Raw genomic sequence first — 18,159 nt, forward strand, 5'->3', positions numbered from 1 at the left:
TGATTTTATTATTCTCCTACAAATTAGGGATCATTTCTTTTATAAAGCATGATAACGGTTAATTTTTTTTGTTTGTCATTAATTTTATATTTTCAGCCTTCTATTCACCTAAATACTTTTAGTATGAGCCAAACAATTGATACCAATATTAAAACCAATTGGGGACAATTTGGTGTTTTAATCAGCGTGTTTTTTTTCTGGGGATTTGTAGCAGCCAGTAATGACGTACTTATACCAGTGTTTAAAGAAAAACTGAACTTAACCCAGGTGCAGGCTCAAATGGTATCGTTTGCATTTTATGTGGCCTATTCTGTGGGTTCTATTATCTATTTTATTATTAGCAAAATTATTGGGAAAGATCTTTTGAACCGCATTGGGTATAAGAATGGGATTAGTGTTGGTTTAATTGTTTCCGCTTTGGGAACCTTGCTTTTTATACCAGCAGCAGCAAATGAGTCTTTTGGTTTATTTATAACCGGTTTGTTTATTATTGGGCTTGGCTTTTCGTTGCAACAAACAGCAGCAAACCCACTAGCTATTAATATGGGCAGTTTAAGTACAGGCTCTCAAAGATTAAGTATGGCCGGCGGTATTAATAATTTGGGAACTACCATTGGTCCGTTAATTGTAAACCTGGCCATTTTTGGTACGGTTACAGCAGTTGCTGTAGGTTCATTATCTACCGTAAAAACGCCTTATATCTTTTTGGGTGCGGCATTTTTGATTGTAGCGGCAATATTTTATTTTTCGAAAGTGCCCAATAAATTGCCTACGGTACATGATGATGCGAACGAGCATCCCAATGAAACCGTAATTTTTGACCGTGGCTCCCCTTTTAAGTATCCCCAACTGGTATTGGGTATGATTGCCATTTTTGTATATGTAGGCGTAGAAGTAAGTACGGCAGCAAACCTTGCTGAATTTATGAAACAGAAATTAGGAACCCCTACCAGTGGCACTGCGCCCTATATTTCGTTGTTTTGGGCAAGCCTTATGATTGGCCGCTGGACAGCCTCAGTAGATGCTTTTGGTTTAAAACCGAGTTTGAAAAAAATAATGCAGTTTTTAATGCCGTATATTGCTTTTGGTGTTTTTTTACTGGTAAATGCCATTGCCAAACACGACCTTACCCCATTTTATGTTTATGCATTTGTGATATTGGCACTTATTGCAGCTAATATGGTAAGTAAGGGCAACCCGGCAAGGCAGTTACTCATTTTTAGTTTATTTGGAATTGCAGCTTTACTGGTAGGCATAATTTCACCAGACTATAATATAAGTGTGTATGCATTTTGTAGCGTGGGTTTGTTTTGCTCTACCCTTTGGCCTTGTATTTTTACACTTTCTATATCCGGGCTGGGCAAGCAAACCAGCGAAGGCTCTAATTTTTTAATTTTTATGATTTGCGGAGGTGGCTTTATTAGTTTATTGCAGGGTTGGTTATCCGAAGAACATAATTTAGGCATCAGCATGTCGTATGTAGTAGGTATTGCCTGTTTTGTTTATCTTGCTTACTATGCAATTAAAGCAAAAACGGAATTAAAAAAACAAGGTATTGACCTGGATAAAATAAGCCAGGAAAATAATAAATCGTCTCATTGATAAAAAACGCAACATCTTGGATAAAAATTTTGCAGTAGGTATAGATATTGGTGGAACCAACACTAAGTTTGGCGTGGTGAACAGAAACGGAGAAATTATTGAACAGGACAGGCTCCTTACAAACGCTTACGAACAGGTAGAAGATTTTATAGATGCCTTGCATCAATTGCTCATGCCCATGATAAACCGTGCAGGTGGTGTGGATGCATTTTTGGGAATTGGTATGGGTGCGCCTAATGGTAATATTTATACCGGAACAATTGAATATGCACCAAATTTAAAGTGGAAAGGCATTATACATATTGCACGCCTGATGCAGGAAAAAATAAGCCTGCCAACAAAACTTACCAATGATGCCAATGCCGCTGCAATGGGCGAAATGCTTTTTGGCTGCGCCAAAGATTGCCAGCATTTTATTACCATTACTTTAGGAACGGGTGTAGGCAGTGGTATCGTTATTGATGGAAAAATTGTTGTTGGCCACGATGGCTTTGCCGGCGAACTTGGCCATACCATAATCCGCCCAGGCGGAAGGTTGCATAAAAGCACAGGTATGAGGGGAAGCCTGGAAACCTATGCCTCTGCAACCGGAGTAAGAGATACTGCTTTGGAAATGCTGCAAAAATATCCAGAAGAAGGCAGCCTCCTCAGGGACTTTAGTATTAACGACCTTACCAGCAAAACAGTTTACGAATGTGCCATAAGGGGCGATAATATTGCCAACGAAATTTTTGAGTTCACCGGCGAAATACTGGGTGAATCACTGGCCAATTTTGTTATGTTTTCATCACCGGAAAAAATTGTATTATTTGGCGGCCTCACTAAGGCCGGCGATTTGTTGATGAAACCTACAAGAAAAGCTATGGAAGCCAATTTGCTACCTATTTTTCAAAATAAAGTAAAACTTATTTTTAGCGAACTCAGGGAAGCTGATGCGGCAATTTTAGGCGCCAGCGCTTTAGTTTGGTAAACGGTTCATTTCATTGCATCAATTATTTTTTAAAACCCATGCATTATTATAAGCATTTTGATTCTTCAAAATTGGGACCGTATAACGATGGTACTTTGTTCCCTGTTGCTCTAAGGTGAGCAATTAGCTCTCCCCTGTGATGATATATGTGATTGTAAAGGAACCCTCTTATTGCCTGTATTTTGGGTAAAGGGCCAATAAAAACGGCCTCTCCTGCTTTTAGCGTCCAGTTGTTGAAATAATTAGCTTCATCAGAATCTTCTATGGCTTTTTTTGCTTCGGCAAAATTGATTTCAAATTTTTGAAAAATGTTGGATGATTGGGAAATATCGCCTTTATCATATATATATTTTGCCAAATTAAATTCATCTACATTAAATGTTCCCTGGTACCAGGTAAAAATTTCGGCAATATGCGATGCCAGTTCTGCCACCAACCATAACTACGGTTACGGACGATAGTTTAAAGCAGCGTCAGGAACCATACTCGATAATTTACGGGCATTTTCTGCTTCGTATAAAAATTCACCCATCAATGCTTTCTTTATCATTGTGTTATTTTATTGGGAACGAATTTACTCTTTATCTGAAAAAAAACTTGGGAAATTTATAAAAAAATGAAAACGCAGGAATTAATTATTCACTCCTTTAAGTTCGGGTATTTTGTTGCGTAAATCATAACCGGTTTCGTAAAAACATTTTAAATTGGCCAGGTAAAAAGTCCATCCTTCCAGGCACCCAATGCGTATATTAAACTTCGACTCTTCATCTGTAGGTATATTGTGCTGTGTTAAAGTTACCAAAACATGCTCCCCTGTTTCTTTGAGTTGTACATCTACTTTACAATCTCCGGCAAAACTAAATTGAAAAAAATCTTTCCCGTTTGCCTGCAGTATTTTCCCTTTCTCCATAATATTATACAAATACCATGTCCATTCATAAGTACTACCTGATTGTACACAAATATCGGAACCTGTTATAGTGTTATTATTTTCTATATAAGTACAGGTTTCCAAAAACCATTTTTCTATTTCACCTGCTTTTGCCCAGGCATTATACATTTCCCCTACTGTGGATTTAATGCCGATGGTGATGGTAAAAGAAGTCCAATCCCTGGCCATCTTATTTGTATTTTGTTTTTAAAAATATCATAGCAATTGCGGTAGTGGCCACGCCAAAAACCATTGCAAAAATGCTGGAATTAATAGCATAGCTTTTATAATTGAAAACGGCTTCTGCTTCTGCGGTGGTCTTATAATAGCCCAGTTCAACCGAGCGCCTGATTACATTGGGAAAATATTCTGGTGTAATTACGTAAGAAGTTATCCATTGGGTTAACGGACTGAGCAAGGCTATAAATGCAGAAATGATAATGCCCGAAACCAATCCCTGCTTGTAATTCATATTACCGCTGTAATAATTATTCTTTTTGTTTTTAAGCGCCAAAACCATTACCCATATAGCCGGAATTGCAAAAAGGTTGGTGAGGTAAAGATGGTAATCAATATACTTGCCATGCAAGCCGCAAAGCTTTTCAAGCACCATCCAAAGCAAGGTCATAATAGTAAAAATAATTGCCCATTTAAATTCGATTTTAATATTTTTCATGCTGTTTTAATTTTATTTATTTGTATTTGTCATTAAGCCCGGCACTGAGCAATATAAGTGGTTTAATTTTTTCTAAACGGCTTAGCCTGGTTTGTTCCTGCTTTGCTTCGTTTATGAAAACTATATATTCTTTTTGTTTTCCCGGGGTAAGTTTTTCAAAATTTGCTTTTAGTTTTTTATTTTTTTGTAATGCGTCCTGCAGTAATTGAGGTACCGGTAAGGCTTTAAATTTTTCAGCCGGTACCTTTAAGCCCTTTTGCTCAATTTCAATGGCTTCCATAATATATTCTTTAATTTTTTTTTCATCAATCTCTGCTTTTGAAAAAAAACGCCATTGCCTTAATGATTTTGTTTTGCCTTCCTGTGCATTTATCAAAACCTTGTATTTGTCTTTTAAAAAAACAGCATTAAAAAACCAAAGAGCAAAATAATTTTTAAAACCACCATAGCTTACTACGTTCCTCCCATTGTAAGTAAAAACTTCAGCTCCCCATTTAATACATTTTTCCATGGGCATTTTTGAAATGATAGCTTCCAATAGAGCAATCTCCTTTTCCCATTTTTTGTTGCTAAGCATTTCAGTTTTTCTATTTATTATTATTAGCCTGGTTTGTTTTTATCTAAAGTACAATATTGAAAATGCTGCACCCATTGTAATCTTTATTCGTTATAAAGATTGACATCCATTTGTACAAAAAACAAAATTTCACCTGTTTAAAAACGCAGCTGTTTTTTAAAATAGTTTATTTTATATGATGCAGTTTTTTAATGTAAGTTAAATAATCATATTTATAAAATTATAAATAAAACGGAGGTTAAATTTTACAAGTTATTATATTTTATTAAATTATAATATATATTATTTCTATGCTTTTTTTCAATTTTACTTTAATATTGCATTATACTTAACCTTATTTTAAGGAAACAGATAGAAATATTTTGCATTGAAAATCATCTTCTTGTAAAATATTTTTTTCGGTATATTATTTAAAATAAAAAGTTAGGCAATAGTATATATAATATTGATTAAAAAATAATTATAAGTTTCAGATTAACATACAATGGCCAAAAATTTAGTGATTGTAGAAAGTCCAGCCAAGGCAAAAACCATTGCCGGCATCCTCGGAAAAGATTTTGAGGTAAAAAGTTGCTTTGGGCATATAAGAGACCTGGAGAAAAGCGATATGGGAATTGATATTGCCAATAATTTTACCCCAACTTATATTGTGCCCGCCGAAAAGCTAAAAGTAGTTCAGGAACTTAAATCTCTTTCCAAAAAAGCCGATGAAGTGTGGCTTGCATCGGATGAGGACCGTGAAGGAGAAAGCATTAGCTGGCACTTGGCCGAGGTATTAAATCTAGACCCAAAAACAACTAAACGTATTGTATTTCATGAGATTACAAAGCCAGCTATTCAAAATGCCATTTCCAATCCACGTTATATAGATATGAACCTGGTAAATGCCCAGCAGGCACGCCGGGTTTTAGACAGAATAGTAGGTTTTGAATTAAGCCCTGTACTTTGGCGTAAAATTGGCAGCCAGGGTGGCCTAAGCGCCGGAAGGGTGCAAAGTGTGGCCGTTAAATTAATTGTGGAAAGAGAAAGAGAAATAAATGCTTTTAATACCATAAGCAGTTTTAAAGTAGAAGCTACACTTGCTGCAAGCTACTTAAACGACAAGCTCATCAATTTTAAAGCCGAAGGAGAACGCTTTAACCAAAAAGATAATGCAGAGAAATTTCTCCGTTCATGCATTGGAGCTGCGTATAAAGTTACGGGTATACAGGTGAGGCCTTCTAAACGCAGCCCGGCAGCGCCATTTACCACCAGTACCCTTCAGCAGGAAGCCAGCCGCAAACTGGGATATGGTGTAAGTAAAACAATGATGCTTGCCCAAAAGTTGTACGAAAGCGGTAAAATTACTTACATGCGTACCGATAGCGTAAATTTAAGTGATACAGCAAGACAATCTATAAAAAAAGAAATTAGCAAAAAATTTGGCGACAATTATTTACAGGAGCGGTTTTACAAAACCAAATCGGCGGGTGCACAAGAAGCTCACGAAGCCATTCGGCCTACCTATATAGAAAACCAGCAGGTTGGCGACCCGGAACTTAACCGGCTTTATGAGTTGATATGGAAACGTACCGTAGCCTCTCAAATGAGTGATGCCGAATTTGAAAAAACTACTGCTAAAATAAATATCAGTACCAATAATGCCGAATTAACGGCAAATGGAGAAGTATTAAGATTTGATGGCTTTTTGAAATTGTATCTCGAAAGTACCGACGATGAAGATAATGATGAAGAAGCCGTAAGCCGCCTGCCCAATTTAGTTGTGGGACAACAACTGCAATTTGTTCAACTTACCGCAACCGAAAAATTTAGCCGCCCTGCTGCAAGATATACCGAAGCCTCGCTGGTAAAAAAGCTGGAAGAGTTGGGCATTGGCAGGCCGAGTACTTACGCCCCTACCATTAGTACCATTATAAAAAGAAACTATGTAGTTAAAAAAGATAAAGATGCAGTAAAGCGCAACTTTGTGGTGCTGGTATTAAAAGAAAGTAATATTAAAATAACCACCGACCTGGAAAATACCGGAGCAGAAAAATCAAAACTCTTCCCTACCGATCTTGGCCTTGTAGTAACCGATTTTTTAAACCAGCATTTTACCAATGTAATGGATTATAGTTTTACGGCCGAAATTGAAAAAGACTTTGATGAAATTGCCGAAGGAAAAATGAAGTGGAGTAAAATGGTAAGCGATTTTTATGGGCCATTCCACAATGGCGTTGCACATACATTGGAAACAGCAAGCCGTGCAGTAGGCGAACGTGTGCTTGGCGAAAGCGAAGACAAACCGGTAATTGCCAGGATGGGAAAGTACGGACCAATGGTACAAATAGGCGCTACAACCGATGACGAAAAACCAAGGTTTGCCAGGTTGAAATATGGCCAAAGTATAGAAACCATTTCTTTGGAAGAAGCTATGGATTTATTTAAACTTCCCTTAAACCTTGGTGAGCACGAAGGCATGGAAGTATCGGTAAATATTGGCCGTTTTGGGCCTTATGTAAAATGGGGCGAGCAATTTATTTCTATACCCAAAGGAGAAGAACCTACGGATATGGATTTGCAAAGGGCAATTGAAATTATTGGAGCCAAGCAAATAGAAGATGCGCCTATAGGGTTTTATGACGATAAACCCATCACTAAAGGCAAAGGCAGGTTTGGGCCATTTATTAAATGGAACAATATGTTTATTAATGTTTCTAAGGCCTATAATTTTGATAATTTATCGCAGCAAGAGTGCAATGAACTCATAGAGAAAAAAATTACCAAGGAAGCCAATCGTTTTATTCAGCAATGGCCACAGGAAAAAATAGCCATAGAAAATGGCCGCTGGGGCCCGTTCATCCGTTTTGGAAAAAAAATGCTCAAAATTGGGGTGAATAAAGAAGGCAATAAATATGCACCTGAAGAATTAGCCTCAATAAGTATTGAAGATGTAAAAAAAATGATTGAAGCAGTTGAGCCAGGCACATTTCAAAAAAAGACGGCTGTTAAGAAAAAAGCTGCCACTAAAAAAACTTCCCCAAAAGCCGCAAAGAAAGCCACAAAAAGGTAGTAAAAAACGTTAATTTACCCAAAACTTCACCGTAAATTTCCTGCAAATTTAGAGTGTTTTATGCAGGCGTCATTAGGTAATTACTGAAAAAAATGTCTCATTTTCAGTAATTTTCCTCAATTTTTTAAATTCTTTTAGAAAAAATTTATTCATACTTTTATCAATTGCAATTATTTGATTTTTAATTATTTCCATAAATTATATGTAATTTTATTTCATATTATTTTAGTTTGCTTTTAAAAATAAATGAATAAAAACTTTTAAATGCGAATAATTTTTTAAAATATTTGTGCCAGCTAAGTAAAACTACTTAGTCTTTTTACAGCTAACCACTGTGTTTTACCCCAAGCCTCCTTTGACTTACCGTCTCGTCTGATTTATCCTCTGTAGAAACCAACGCTTATTATTTTTATAACTCTAAATCACACGAAGATGAAAAAGTTTTACTTTACCACATTTGCCATTGCAACCTGTTTATTAACAGGGTACAGCGTAAAAGCTCAATGTAACGGCGTAAAAGGCCCTAACATGTTGGGGGCAAAAGGCACTTTCAGTACACCGGCTATTACCGTAAACAACAATGCCGCTGCTTGTACACGTTCCGGATCAAATTCATATAACCCTATTGGAAATGTGGGTAAAGCCCTTAACGGTTGTTCCTCAAATCCAGGAGCTATGAAACCATGCTCTGATTATACTTATACCAGTGCAAGTGGTGGCCTTGGTCCCGAAGGCAGATATAGTATTTTAAAAACTATTGGCGATGCTACTGGTGGAAACTGTATTAAAGGTGACTGGCGTGGCCAGGATCACACTGGCGATGGCGGATATTTTATGGCGGTTAATGGTGCACCAAATTCAAGCACAAGTCCGGTTTTCTATAAAATTAAATCAATTCCCGTATGTGTTGGCGCTACTTATGAATTTTCTGCCTGGGTAATTAACCTATTGCCTGGTAGTAGCCCTGCTGCAATTCCCGGTTCTGAACCAAATATTTCTTTCAGGGTAAACGGTGTTGTTATTGCTAATAGTGGCCCTATTGCTTATCATGCAAATACAACCTGGGTTAAAGTAGGTGGAAGCTTTGTAGCTACAAGCGATACTGTTGACCTCGAAGTAATTAATGCCACAGCAGTGGCCAGCGGAAATGACTTAGGTATCGATGATATTTCCTTTAACCTTTGCGGTTCCAATATTGCAGTTGCCGAACCTTTACCGGCAAACTTTTGCGAAGGCTCTACCATAAGCGTTGGTTTTACAGTTACCGATGCCACAGCTTCTAACAAATGGTACCAATGGCAAAAAAGCACCAATGGTGGTACTTCTTTTATCAATGATGGTAACCCTGCACAAGCAACATTTATTGGTGCAACTTATATATTAACCAAGCAAATAAGCCAATTGGCTGCCAGCATGAACGGTTATAAATACAGGCTGGTAGTTGCTACAAGTGAAGCCGGTTTAGTAAACCCCGATTGTGGTTTTTATAACGAATTTACACTTGTTGTACCCACATGTGGCCCTCTTCCTGTAACGCTTACTTCTTTTAACGGCAAATACAACAATGGTTTAAGTTCGCTTGATTGGTCAACCAGCCAGGAAGTAAACAGTGACAGGTTTGAACTAATGAGGAGCTTTAACGGTACCGATTTTGTAAAAATTGCTACTATTGAAACCGGAAACAACAGTACTGTTGCAAAGCAATACAAATACGCAGACAGGATAAACGGTCAGGGTTATGTTTATTACCGTCTTGCACAAATTGATTTGGACGGTAAAAAAACTTTAAGCAATACCATTCGCTTATCAATGGGAAGCAAAGCCGGTAATTTTGAAGTATATCCCAACCCTTTCACCAATAATTTTACGGCTACTTTTAGTGCAGATAAAGCCAATGTTGCCGATTTAAAAATTGCCAACATGAACGGCCAAATAGTTTATAAAGCAAAAATTAATGTTACCAAAGGAAGCAATGCCGTACAAATGCGTAATATTCCGTCAATACCTTCTGGTTTGTATTATATTACCATTCAAAATGACGACCTGGAATACAGAACAAAAGTTCAAAAGTTATAATCTCTTTCATCTTCGTTTCGTAAATATAAAATTCCGGGAATATAATTCCCGGTTTTTTTATTGAGTTTAAGCCTGTTGCCAATTTAAAATATTGATTGCAAAAATCATGATTTGGAATGTGTGTAAAAGTTTGTAATCTTTGTTATTATTCAACTTAAAAAAAATAAATATGAGTTATACAAATTCATCTTCGGCACCTTTAAGTACAATACTAAAACTTGTGGGCATTGTTATCCTTTTAGTGGCAATATGGATGTTTACCTATCCCAAATACAGGGTTTGGCAGCAAGGCCTTGAAGGAGAAGCAGAATTAAAACGTGCCGAACAAAACCGAAAAATTGCTGTGCAGGAAGCTGAAGCTAAAAAGGAAGCAGCAAAAAGCCTTGCAGATGCCGAAATAATAAGAGCACAAGGCGTGGCTAAAGCCAATGAAATAATTGGCGGTTCATTAAAAGGCAACGAAGAATACCTGCGCTATTTATGGATTGATAACCTTGAAAAAGGCAATAACTCTGTAATTTATGTGCCTACAGAAGCTGGCTTACCCATACTGGAAGCCAACAGGACGCCAAGGCCGGTAACACCATAAATTTAGAATAAAAAAAATACCGTTTTTTTAAATGGCATTTTTTTGAAAGCTATTTAAGTAAACTCAGTTTTAGCATTTGGCTTTTCTTATTCTTATCAATAAAGTGCATTTGATAAATGCCATTGGCAAAAGCCATTGCCGGAATTTCTATGATTTGTAAATAACTGTTGATACTTACTTCTTTTGTTAATACAATTTGGCCAGCCTGGTTCATCATTTGCATTTGGTATTTTCCCAATGGCTGGTTGCAGAACTGTATTTTAATAATATTATCGTAAACTGGGTTTGGCGTAGCTTTTATAGAAATTTCTGAAGGTAAAGCGCCCACTTTCTCTACATTGCTGTAAAGTATGCTTCCATCAGTATGTATTGCTTTTATTCGATAAGTAATGGCGCCTTGTTCTGCCCTCTCATCGTCAAAAATATAAGCCATTCCGGGATTTGTATTTTTAACTACTGCAAAATTTTCGCCATCTGTGCTTTTTTCCACTTCGTAATTAAGTACATCTTCTTCATCGGCAGTTTTCCAATTTACGGTAACCGATTTATTAGCGTTCCTGTTTGCATTTATTCCTATAAACCTTACTTTTTTAATTTGCTTAAATACAATCATAAACCGGTCTGCAGCGGCAGTAGCATTGTTGCTAATTTCAAAATTATAGATGCTGCCTGCAGCAAGGTCTATTGATGTTGCTGTTTCAGTAAATTTATCAATTAACCAGGCCTGTAGCCCGGGCTTGGCCATATTTATGGGTTGCAGGTTAAACCGGTATGGCCTTGCTTTTAACCCGGATATTTTCAGGAAGATGGTATCTGCTTTTTGAATGGTTAATTTGCTTTCAAACATTAATTGTTTATCGCTTTTATCTATGGATAAGTTTTCGCCGGGGTTAGTAATTTTTAATGCATCATCTCCATTTACAGCATTACTATTGTTATTGTTGAAATCTATTAAAACCCCATCCATTGTTGCAGGCCCATCGGGTGTAACAGCTTCGAGTATGTTCATTAAGCGTACATCCTGTGTTTTCATCCTAAATACTTCTCTGCTGCCATCGGTTTTGCTGCCTTCACTAAACGATACAGAGCCAGCACCTGCGGCTTTTGACTGTACATAAAATGCCGTGCCCGATTCTATATTATTATCAATACTTCCATTGGTATTATAAGGGTCGCCGGGCATTCCATTGCTTCCGGGGAATATTGTATAATCTGTACCTGCACCATTTAAAGTAAATAGCTGGAAGGCGCCCAATCCATAAGCCCCGCCATTTGCAGCATTGGTAAGCCGTGGATCCCAAACCCAGAAAAACTTCACCTTTGCATCACCTGCAAATGCAACGCCGCTGGGAGTTATTTGCCTTAAATCTACAGCCGAGGCATATGGGTTACCTGCACTAAAAAATTGGTTAGTTGCCGTAGCTGTAAAACTTACCGATTGTGCATTGCGTTTTAAAGTTCCTCTTGTTCTTAAAATTGTGGCACTGCTTCCGGTAGTACTTACCACGCTCCTGTCGCCTCTCACAAATTTCATCCAGCCTGTGCCGGTAGCAATTGCAGTATCTGTTTTGCTGATGGTATTATAGCGCTGGTTGGCATCATTGCTCCAGTATTTCATATCATGGCCACCGGGTGTGTTCATATCAAACCAATTGCTGCTATTCCAGTTACTATACAAGCTACCTATTCTTGTGCCATAGCCGCTTACCGGGTTCCCGGTTCCAGTTTGATCAGCTTCCTGCCATGCTTCATTTATGGTTTGTGAAGTGGTTAATGGTATGCTTAAAAACCTCCATTTACGGGCATTGTAATTATAGCGTTCAACAATAAATCGTCCTCGGTTGTTGTTGGTTAAACCTTTATCGTAATTGATGGTAACCCCGGTAGGAATTGCTGCAATCCACCCGGTGCTGGTTGCGCTGCTACGTATGATGATATTGCCGGAATCGAGAAGTAATTTGGTACTTACTGCCGAAAATAACATTTTTTTATGAATGCCAATACTGTTGCGAATTGAAATACTATCTGCTGCAAGCGGTGTATTATTGGAAGTGGTAAAATTGTTGAGTTCTATTACATCCTTGCTTACAGAGCTGTCGGCATAAATTTGTTTTGCGGTTCCGCTCAATAAAACCGTACCATCATTATGTATAAATTTTGCCGTTGGGTTGCCGCCTTTTAAGAAATTACCTTTTACTTCTAATGTGGATGAAAGTGCAGGTGTTTTATTTCCATCGCCGCTTAAAATTAAATGCTGATAAGGGATGGTTGTTGTGATGGTTTGGTTACCATTGGGGTTGCCCAGGTAAAAGTTGCTCCTGTTATAATCTATAGTGCTATTGGCATCAAGGGTTACGTTATCAATATCCGGCGATTTTACGGTAGGTGCATTGAGGCCGGATAGCGGGCCATGAAAACCCAAATCATTTGCAGTTAATAACCTGGAGCCGCTATACATCCTAAAGGTTTGTGTACCTGCAGCAGCCTGTACTATTGAGCGATTGCTCATATGCAAAACTGCATTGGCCAATATGGAAAAATTATTTTTGATGTTGATATTGCCATTAGACTGGCCAACATTATTGCCCGTAACTTCTACATCGTAATAGGCATGATTGGCTTCTCCTTTTATGGTTTGCCTTGTGGCATTAATATTGGAAAATTCTACTACACCTGCGGTTAAATTATAGTTACCATTCATCCAGGGCAATGCATAGCCAGAGCCGGTTGTACCTAATTTTAACCTGCCGCCATCCATAATAAATGGGGTAATATTTACAGGGCTGGTATCTCCCAGGTTGTAGGAGGTGAAATCTACCAAAGGCGTTCCGGTAATGGTTACAGAACTTTTATTTGTGGTATCAACCCTCACTACATTTAGAGGTGTTTTAGTACCGCCACCACTAAAAATAATTTTATAGTAAGGGTGATAGTTTGCAAGGTCGCCGCCGGTTTGGGTTTCCAGTACTGTAGATCCGGTTATATTTTGATTTCCCGAAGCTGCATTGTATTCTACTGTGCTGTTTTCGTTTACATAAGTTGTGCTGCCAGTAGTAGTAACCGTACCGCCGCCACTTGTGGCTGTAGCTTCTAATCCACCGGCATGTGCTGTAATTAATTTGCCGTTAATAATTACGGCACCGCCTGTATTGCTTATTGTAGTTGTGGTAAGGTTTGCTGTGCCATTAACGGTAAAATTATTGCTGCCTTTATTTTGAAAAACCAGCAGGTTAACTACCGAGCCATAAACTTTTACTACCGAATCTGCAGGCACGGTAATGCCATTATCAATATTAATTACTTTATTGGTTAAAATCCTAAGGTTGGAGCCACCAAGAATGGGCGCTGCGCCATCAATATGCAAAGTTCCTGCGCCGGTTATATTAAATGTAAGACTGTCGCTACCGCAAATGCCATCCCTGAAGGTAACACTGCCGCTTGCTGCAAGCGTATTACGGGCATTAATTGCTGTGAGGCCGTTAATAATTGTTGTACCGGCTGAACCCCATGTTCCACCTTGTGTTTGCGAAATTCTGAGTAATGGAATTGTGCTTGCATTAGCATCGGGAAAATAGGTAATACCATTAGTTGTAAGGCCATTTACACCGGTGCTGTTCCAATCTAAAATTGCCCCGTGGTTCCAATTTACCTTAGAGGTAACCTCGGAGCCTATATTGGAATAGCCGCCCACAGCATGAGTATTTATTCCATCTCCAATACTTATCATACCACCGGTTTGTACATTAATATTTCCTGAAGCATTATATAATACACCAAAAGTATAGGTAGCTTCGGTTGAAACAACTTGCAATTTTGCGCCACTCGCTATGTCTAATGAATAACCAGCTCCATCGGCTAAATCTATAATACCGCTATAGGTATTGCTGGCAAATGGCCCGGTAGAAATATAGCCACTTAACATTATTAAAGAGCCCGCTAATGCTACATTACTCAAACCCGGGTTATGCGTAAGCTGTATTGAATGTGTATTTTGAATTACAACTGAAGATGCTGTTTTAGATGGTGCAGCGGTTGCCGCAATCCATAAAATGTTGTTGTGAGATGATTGCCAGTTAGCCCGGTTTCCCCAGTTGCCGGAAGCAATTGAACGGAAATGATCTGCAGCAAAAGTATAATCACCCACTATGTTTGCAACGGTACCATTAAAAGTAAAATCATTTATGCTGTAAGTACCTCCCGTACCGCCCCATGCATAAAACCTAAAAGTAATAGGCGCTGTAATATTTTGATAATCGGCGCCGCTTAAACTAATGGTTGTACCCAACAAGGTTGCAGTACCAATATTATTGGAAAACCCATCGGCACTGCCCCTAAAGGCAAAGTTTACAGGACCTGTTCCTGAATTTTGCCCGGTATAAATAAAGCTTACAAAATTAATTTTTTTGCCGGTGCCAGGTGTAAGAGTAAATTCAAAATAATCGTTTGTATTCATTGAAGTTGTACTCCATCCATTTGCATTATACCTGTCGTTGGCATTTGAGCTTGCAATACCCGAACCTCTTGTAATACCGGATACGCTGATATGCGGATTATAAATATCACCTGTTGTATAAGGGTTTGCCGTATTGGGATTTGTACCTGTAATAGGGTTTGTCCATAGAGGCATGGGAGAAAATTGATCGCCTGCGGTAAAATCAATGAGCAATGCTGTAAGTGCATTAAAGCTGATGGTATTTGTAGCAGCATTCACCAAATTTCCTGGGTTCCATAAAGCGCCGTCCCAACGGGCAGAAATCATTTCTGCTTCAGAAGCGCCCACTATGTCAGCATCGGTATAAGTAAATGATGCATTGCAATTGTATGTAGGCAGGTTGGTGCTTGTGGACCAATAACGGGTAATGTAATTTGCTGCAATATTATTATTAGGATGCACTAAATCGGTAACCCTTACGCCGCCATAAGTGCTTGTACTAAAGCCTACACCCGAAGTAAAGCTTAAGGTTGCCGGGCTATACTGTGCGCCATTTGGGGCAGTATTATCACCTATAGGAAATGTAAATGAACCTGCAGCATTAAAAATTTTACGCATTTCGCCGCTTCCATCTGCTACAACCATATTAGTTGCAGTAGGTGTATTACCATTTACAGTAGCACTGGCATTTAAGGTGAGGTTATTGGTACCCAAACTTAGCAGCCCTGATTGCAATGTTACACTGTTATTTATTGTTAAATCTGTACCCAATGCAGCGCCTGCATTTGCGGCGGTACGGTTAAGGGTAAGGTTTGCTAAGGTTTGATAAGTTGGCGTAAACCGTATTGTTCCAATATCTCCATCACCCAATAAGGTCATGTTGGAGCTAGTGCTTCCCCTAAAAGTTCCATTTCCTGAAACCATATTGGCAATTGCATTTGAACCGATAGTAATTCTTCTGTTGTTTATATTGATGATATCATTGGCAGTAGTAAAAGAAATGGCATTACCGGCAAGAGGTGCTGTTATAAATAAATTTTGGCCCATTTGCAAGGTAGTGCCTGAGCCGGAAGCTGCGCCAACTACAATATAGGGAATGGTTAAATCGGCAGATGCCGGTGTTGTTATGATTTGTGTACCAGATGGTTTTTCGAACCAAACGGCTCTGTTATTCGGAGTAAAACTGTATCCACTGCCAAAAGTTAAATTACCGCTTGTTTTTAAATCCCGGTTAAATACCGTACCTAATGATAAATTGCCATTAATAGTAACATTGCCTCCTACGGTTAAAGCGCCGCCGCAATCTACAGAACCAAAATCCATATATAAAGATGAACCGCCATCAACAATAAGGTTTCCGGTAATGGTTCTGGCGCCGGTTATTGCCGGGTAATTGAGCGTTGTGTTTGAACTTAATTGCACATTAGTTGGAGCAGCAGAAGGTGTCCACTCCAGGCCATTATTGTAAGTTGTGTTGGTACAATAATACCATAGCAAGGAGGCAGCGCCATAGGTTGGGCTGTTTGCAGAAACAAAACCACCGTTACGCATTTGTAAAGTGCCGTTAATTGTAGTGCCGGCGGTATTTACATAGCCTGCATATAAAGTAAGTGTTCCGTTTATGGTTCTTGCTCCATCATTTAAATTGGCACCGCACCCTGTATTTAAAGTAACATTAAAAGGAAAATTTGTTGCAGGCCAAAAGCGTTGCCCTGGCGTTACGCCATAAGTACCAGCGCTGTTAAAAATAAGATAACTGCCAGTAGCTGCATATACAAACCAGTTTGCTCCATTGGCATAGCCACCTGTATTTAGTTGAAAAGTGCCATTAATGGTTGTAGTTCCATTATTGGTATAAGTTGCATCTACAGCAAGCGAATGCCCGGCGTTTACTAAAGTAGTTGTACCTGCATTACGGGTAATTGCAGCATTGCTGGTAACTGCATGGTTAATGATTACATCGTCAGTAGGGCCGGGTACACCAACCGGCAACCAAGTAGCAGGCGTAAACCAGCTTCCATTATTATTAGAGATATAAGAACTGGTAACATTTATTTGTACTTCGTTACTGGTAATGGTAGTAGCGCAAGGAGCAGCATAAGTTACCTCGGCAACTACAAAATATGTATTAACTGCCGCAAAATTTGGAGTATAAGTGCTCCCGGTTTCTGTTGGTGAGAATGAACTATAAGGGCCGCCGGAAGTTGTAGCATATTTCCATTCGGTAGATGTAACAGTAGCCGTACCTGTTGTAATGGTAAGCATTGTGCCATTTGTAGATGGTGGAATAGTTTGTGTAGCAACCGGCGCTATTGATGTGGTGCTGGTATAAACCTGAGCTGTAACATCCAGCCTGCTGGTAGATTCGCAGCCCGATACAGTTTGAGATGCATAGTAATGAGTGCCATTTACCAACGCTGTTGAGCCGATAAGTAAATTACCGCCAGATGAAGCATCATACCATTGAATACTACTGCCGGTTGCAGAAAGGCTGGCAACAGTTGCGCCTGAACAGAAACTTTGTGGGCTGCTGCCAGTAGGTGCTGCCGGAGGGGTACACGAAACATTTGCTACGCCATTTATAATTACATTATCAATGCCAAAAGACCCGCCTGCCGCTTCTGCATTCCATCCATAAAATCTAAAGGTAACGGCGGAAGACAATCCATCAAAAGTTGCACCTAAAGTAATTGTACTGCCATCTTCGGCAGATGAGCTGGCATCATCTACCTGGAAAATATTGGTTGCCACTACCGTTAAATCTGTATTTGCAGGATTAATACTTGCAGGTAAATTTGCTGCATATCCTCCAATGCTTGATCTTACGGAATATTGCCTCGTACCAGTTCCTGACCTTTGCATCCTGAATTCGATGGTATTGATATCAATAGAATATCCGGCCAGGGGTGTAATGGTAACCTGGTAATAATCGCTTAAATCTATATTTCCGGAAAATGTATTGCTTCCATGTGTTGCACCAGTAGACCAACCAGTAAAACTAAATCTTGTAGCCGCATTTGGATTGGGTGCTACACCGGCAGCAGAAAATGAACCAAAAGTAACTCCTGTTGCAGTTGGCGGAGGTGTAGGATCGGTTGTTCCACTACTTGTGGTTACATTAGCAAAGTCGTAAGTAACTCCAAAAGCCTGCCCATTACTCTCTTTACCTGCAAAAAGCAAGGCAAAAAATAACAAAATGGCAAATGATTCTACACCTAAAATCCGGTTGAAAAAAAGGTAAATATTTTTCATGT

At 38.8% G+C, this 18,159-nt stretch carries 9 protein-coding genes and 1 pseudogene; 5 read left to right on the forward strand and 5 right to left on the reverse strand.

Annotated elements, in window-relative coordinates; genetic code table 11:
• The first annotated feature begins 123 nt into the window (after positions 1 to 123).
• Together IPO46_00820 and IPO46_00825 are read left to right on the forward strand one after the other, a co-directional pair.
• Positions 124 to 1,602: an MFS transporter gene (locus IPO46_00820; protein QQS63196.1), complete on the forward strand. Its 1,479-nt coding sequence runs from the start codon at positions 124 to 126 to the stop codon at positions 1,600 to 1,602.
• 16 nt (positions 1,603 to 1,618) lie between these two features.
• The gene (locus IPO46_00825) at positions 1,619 to 2,572 is read left to right on the forward strand and encodes an ROK family protein (GenBank protein ID QQS63197.1); all 954 of its coding nucleotides are present in this window, start codon (positions 1,619 to 1,621) and stop codon (positions 2,570 to 2,572) included.
• A gap of 46 nt (positions 2,573 to 2,618) precedes the next feature.
• On the opposite strand, the pseudogene IPO46_00830 reads toward IPO46_00825, so the two are convergent.
• The 4 genes and pseudogenes from IPO46_00830 to IPO46_00845 all read right to left on the reverse strand — a co-directional run bounded on the left by IPO46_00830 (position 2,619) and on the right by IPO46_00845 (position 4,756).
• Positions 2,619 to 3,122 (reverse strand): annotated as a pseudogene (locus IPO46_00830) (damage-inducible protein DinB).
• Between the two features lie 81 nt (positions 3,123 to 3,203).
• The gene (locus tag IPO46_00835) at positions 3,204 to 3,692 is read right to left on the reverse strand and encodes an SRPBCC domain-containing protein (GenBank protein QQS63198.1); all 489 of its coding nucleotides are present in this window, start codon (positions 3,690 to 3,692) and stop codon (positions 3,204 to 3,206) included.
• Between the two features lies 1 nt (position 3,693).
• Complete coding sequence (locus IPO46_00840) at positions 3,694 to 4,179, reverse strand: DUF4199 domain-containing protein (GenBank protein ID QQS63199.1); 486 nt, start codon at positions 4,177 to 4,179, stop codon at positions 3,694 to 3,696.
• A gap of 16 nt (positions 4,180 to 4,195) precedes the next feature.
• A complete protein-coding gene (locus IPO46_00845; protein ID QQS63200.1) occupies positions 4,196 to 4,756 on the reverse strand; it encodes a YdeI/OmpD-associated family protein in 561 nt (186 codons plus the stop codon).
• Between the two features lie 484 nt (positions 4,757 to 5,240).
• Between IPO46_00845 and topA the strand changes: the two genes are divergently transcribed.
• The 3 genes from topA (at position 5,241) to IPO46_00860 (ending at position 10,473) form a co-directional block, all read left to right on the forward strand.
• On the forward strand, positions 5,241 to 7,808 hold the full coding sequence (topA, locus tag IPO46_00850) for a type I DNA topoisomerase (GenBank protein QQS63201.1): 2,568 nt from the start codon (positions 5,241 to 5,243) through the stop codon (positions 7,806 to 7,808).
• Between the two features lie 432 nt (positions 7,809 to 8,240).
• Positions 8,241 to 9,884 (forward strand): T9SS type A sorting domain-containing protein, encoded by a 1,644-nt coding sequence (locus IPO46_00855; protein QQS63202.1) that lies wholly within the window; start codon positions 8,241 to 8,243, stop codon positions 9,882 to 9,884.
• 169 nt (positions 9,885 to 10,053) lie between these two features.
• Positions 10,054 to 10,473, forward strand: a complete 420-nt coding sequence (locus IPO46_00860) for a membrane protease subunit (protein ID QQS63203.1) — start codon at positions 10,054 to 10,056, stop codon at positions 10,471 to 10,473.
• A gap of 49 nt (positions 10,474 to 10,522) precedes the next feature.
• On the opposite strand, the gene IPO46_00865 is transcribed toward IPO46_00860, so the two are convergent.
• Complete coding sequence (locus IPO46_00865) at positions 10,523 to 18,157, reverse strand: hypothetical protein (GenBank protein QQS63204.1); 7,635 nt, start codon at positions 18,155 to 18,157, stop codon at positions 10,523 to 10,525.
• Between the last annotated feature and the right edge of the window lie 2 nt (positions 18,158 to 18,159).

The organism is Chitinophagaceae bacterium, assembly GCA_016699815.1.
In the GTDB taxonomy this organism is placed as follows: Bacteria; Bacteroidota; Bacteroidia; order Chitinophagales; family Chitinophagaceae; genus Ferruginibacter.

What these genes read in the sequence shown, in the direction of transcription:
- IPO46_00865 (QQS63204.1), bottom strand. Translation starts at nt 18,157, where the DNA reads ATGAAAAATATTTACCTTTTTTTCAACCGGATTTTAGGTGTAGAATCA.
- IPO46_00855 (QQS63202.1), top strand. Translation starts at nt 8,241, where the DNA reads ATGAAAAAGTTTTACTTTACCACATTTGCCATTGCAACCTGTTTATTA.
- IPO46_00860 (QQS63203.1), top strand. Translation starts at nt 10,054, where the DNA reads ATGAGTTATACAAATTCATCTTCGGCACCTTTAAGTACAATACTAAAA.
- IPO46_00845 (QQS63200.1), bottom strand. Translation starts at nt 4,756, where the DNA reads ATGCTTAGCAACAAAAAATGGGAAAAGGAGATTGCTCTATTGGAAGCT.
- IPO46_00835 (QQS63198.1), bottom strand. Translation starts at nt 3,692, where the DNA reads ATGGCCAGGGATTGGACTTCTTTTACCATCACCATCGGCATTAAATCC.
- topA (QQS63201.1), top strand. Translation starts at nt 5,241, where the DNA reads ATGGCCAAAAATTTAGTGATTGTAGAAAGTCCAGCCAAGGCAAAAACC.
- IPO46_00840 (QQS63199.1), bottom strand. Translation starts at nt 4,179, where the DNA reads ATGAAAAATATTAAAATCGAATTTAAATGGGCAATTATTTTTACTATT.
- IPO46_00820 (QQS63196.1), top strand. Translation starts at nt 124, where the DNA reads ATGAGCCAAACAATTGATACCAATATTAAAACCAATTGGGGACAATTT.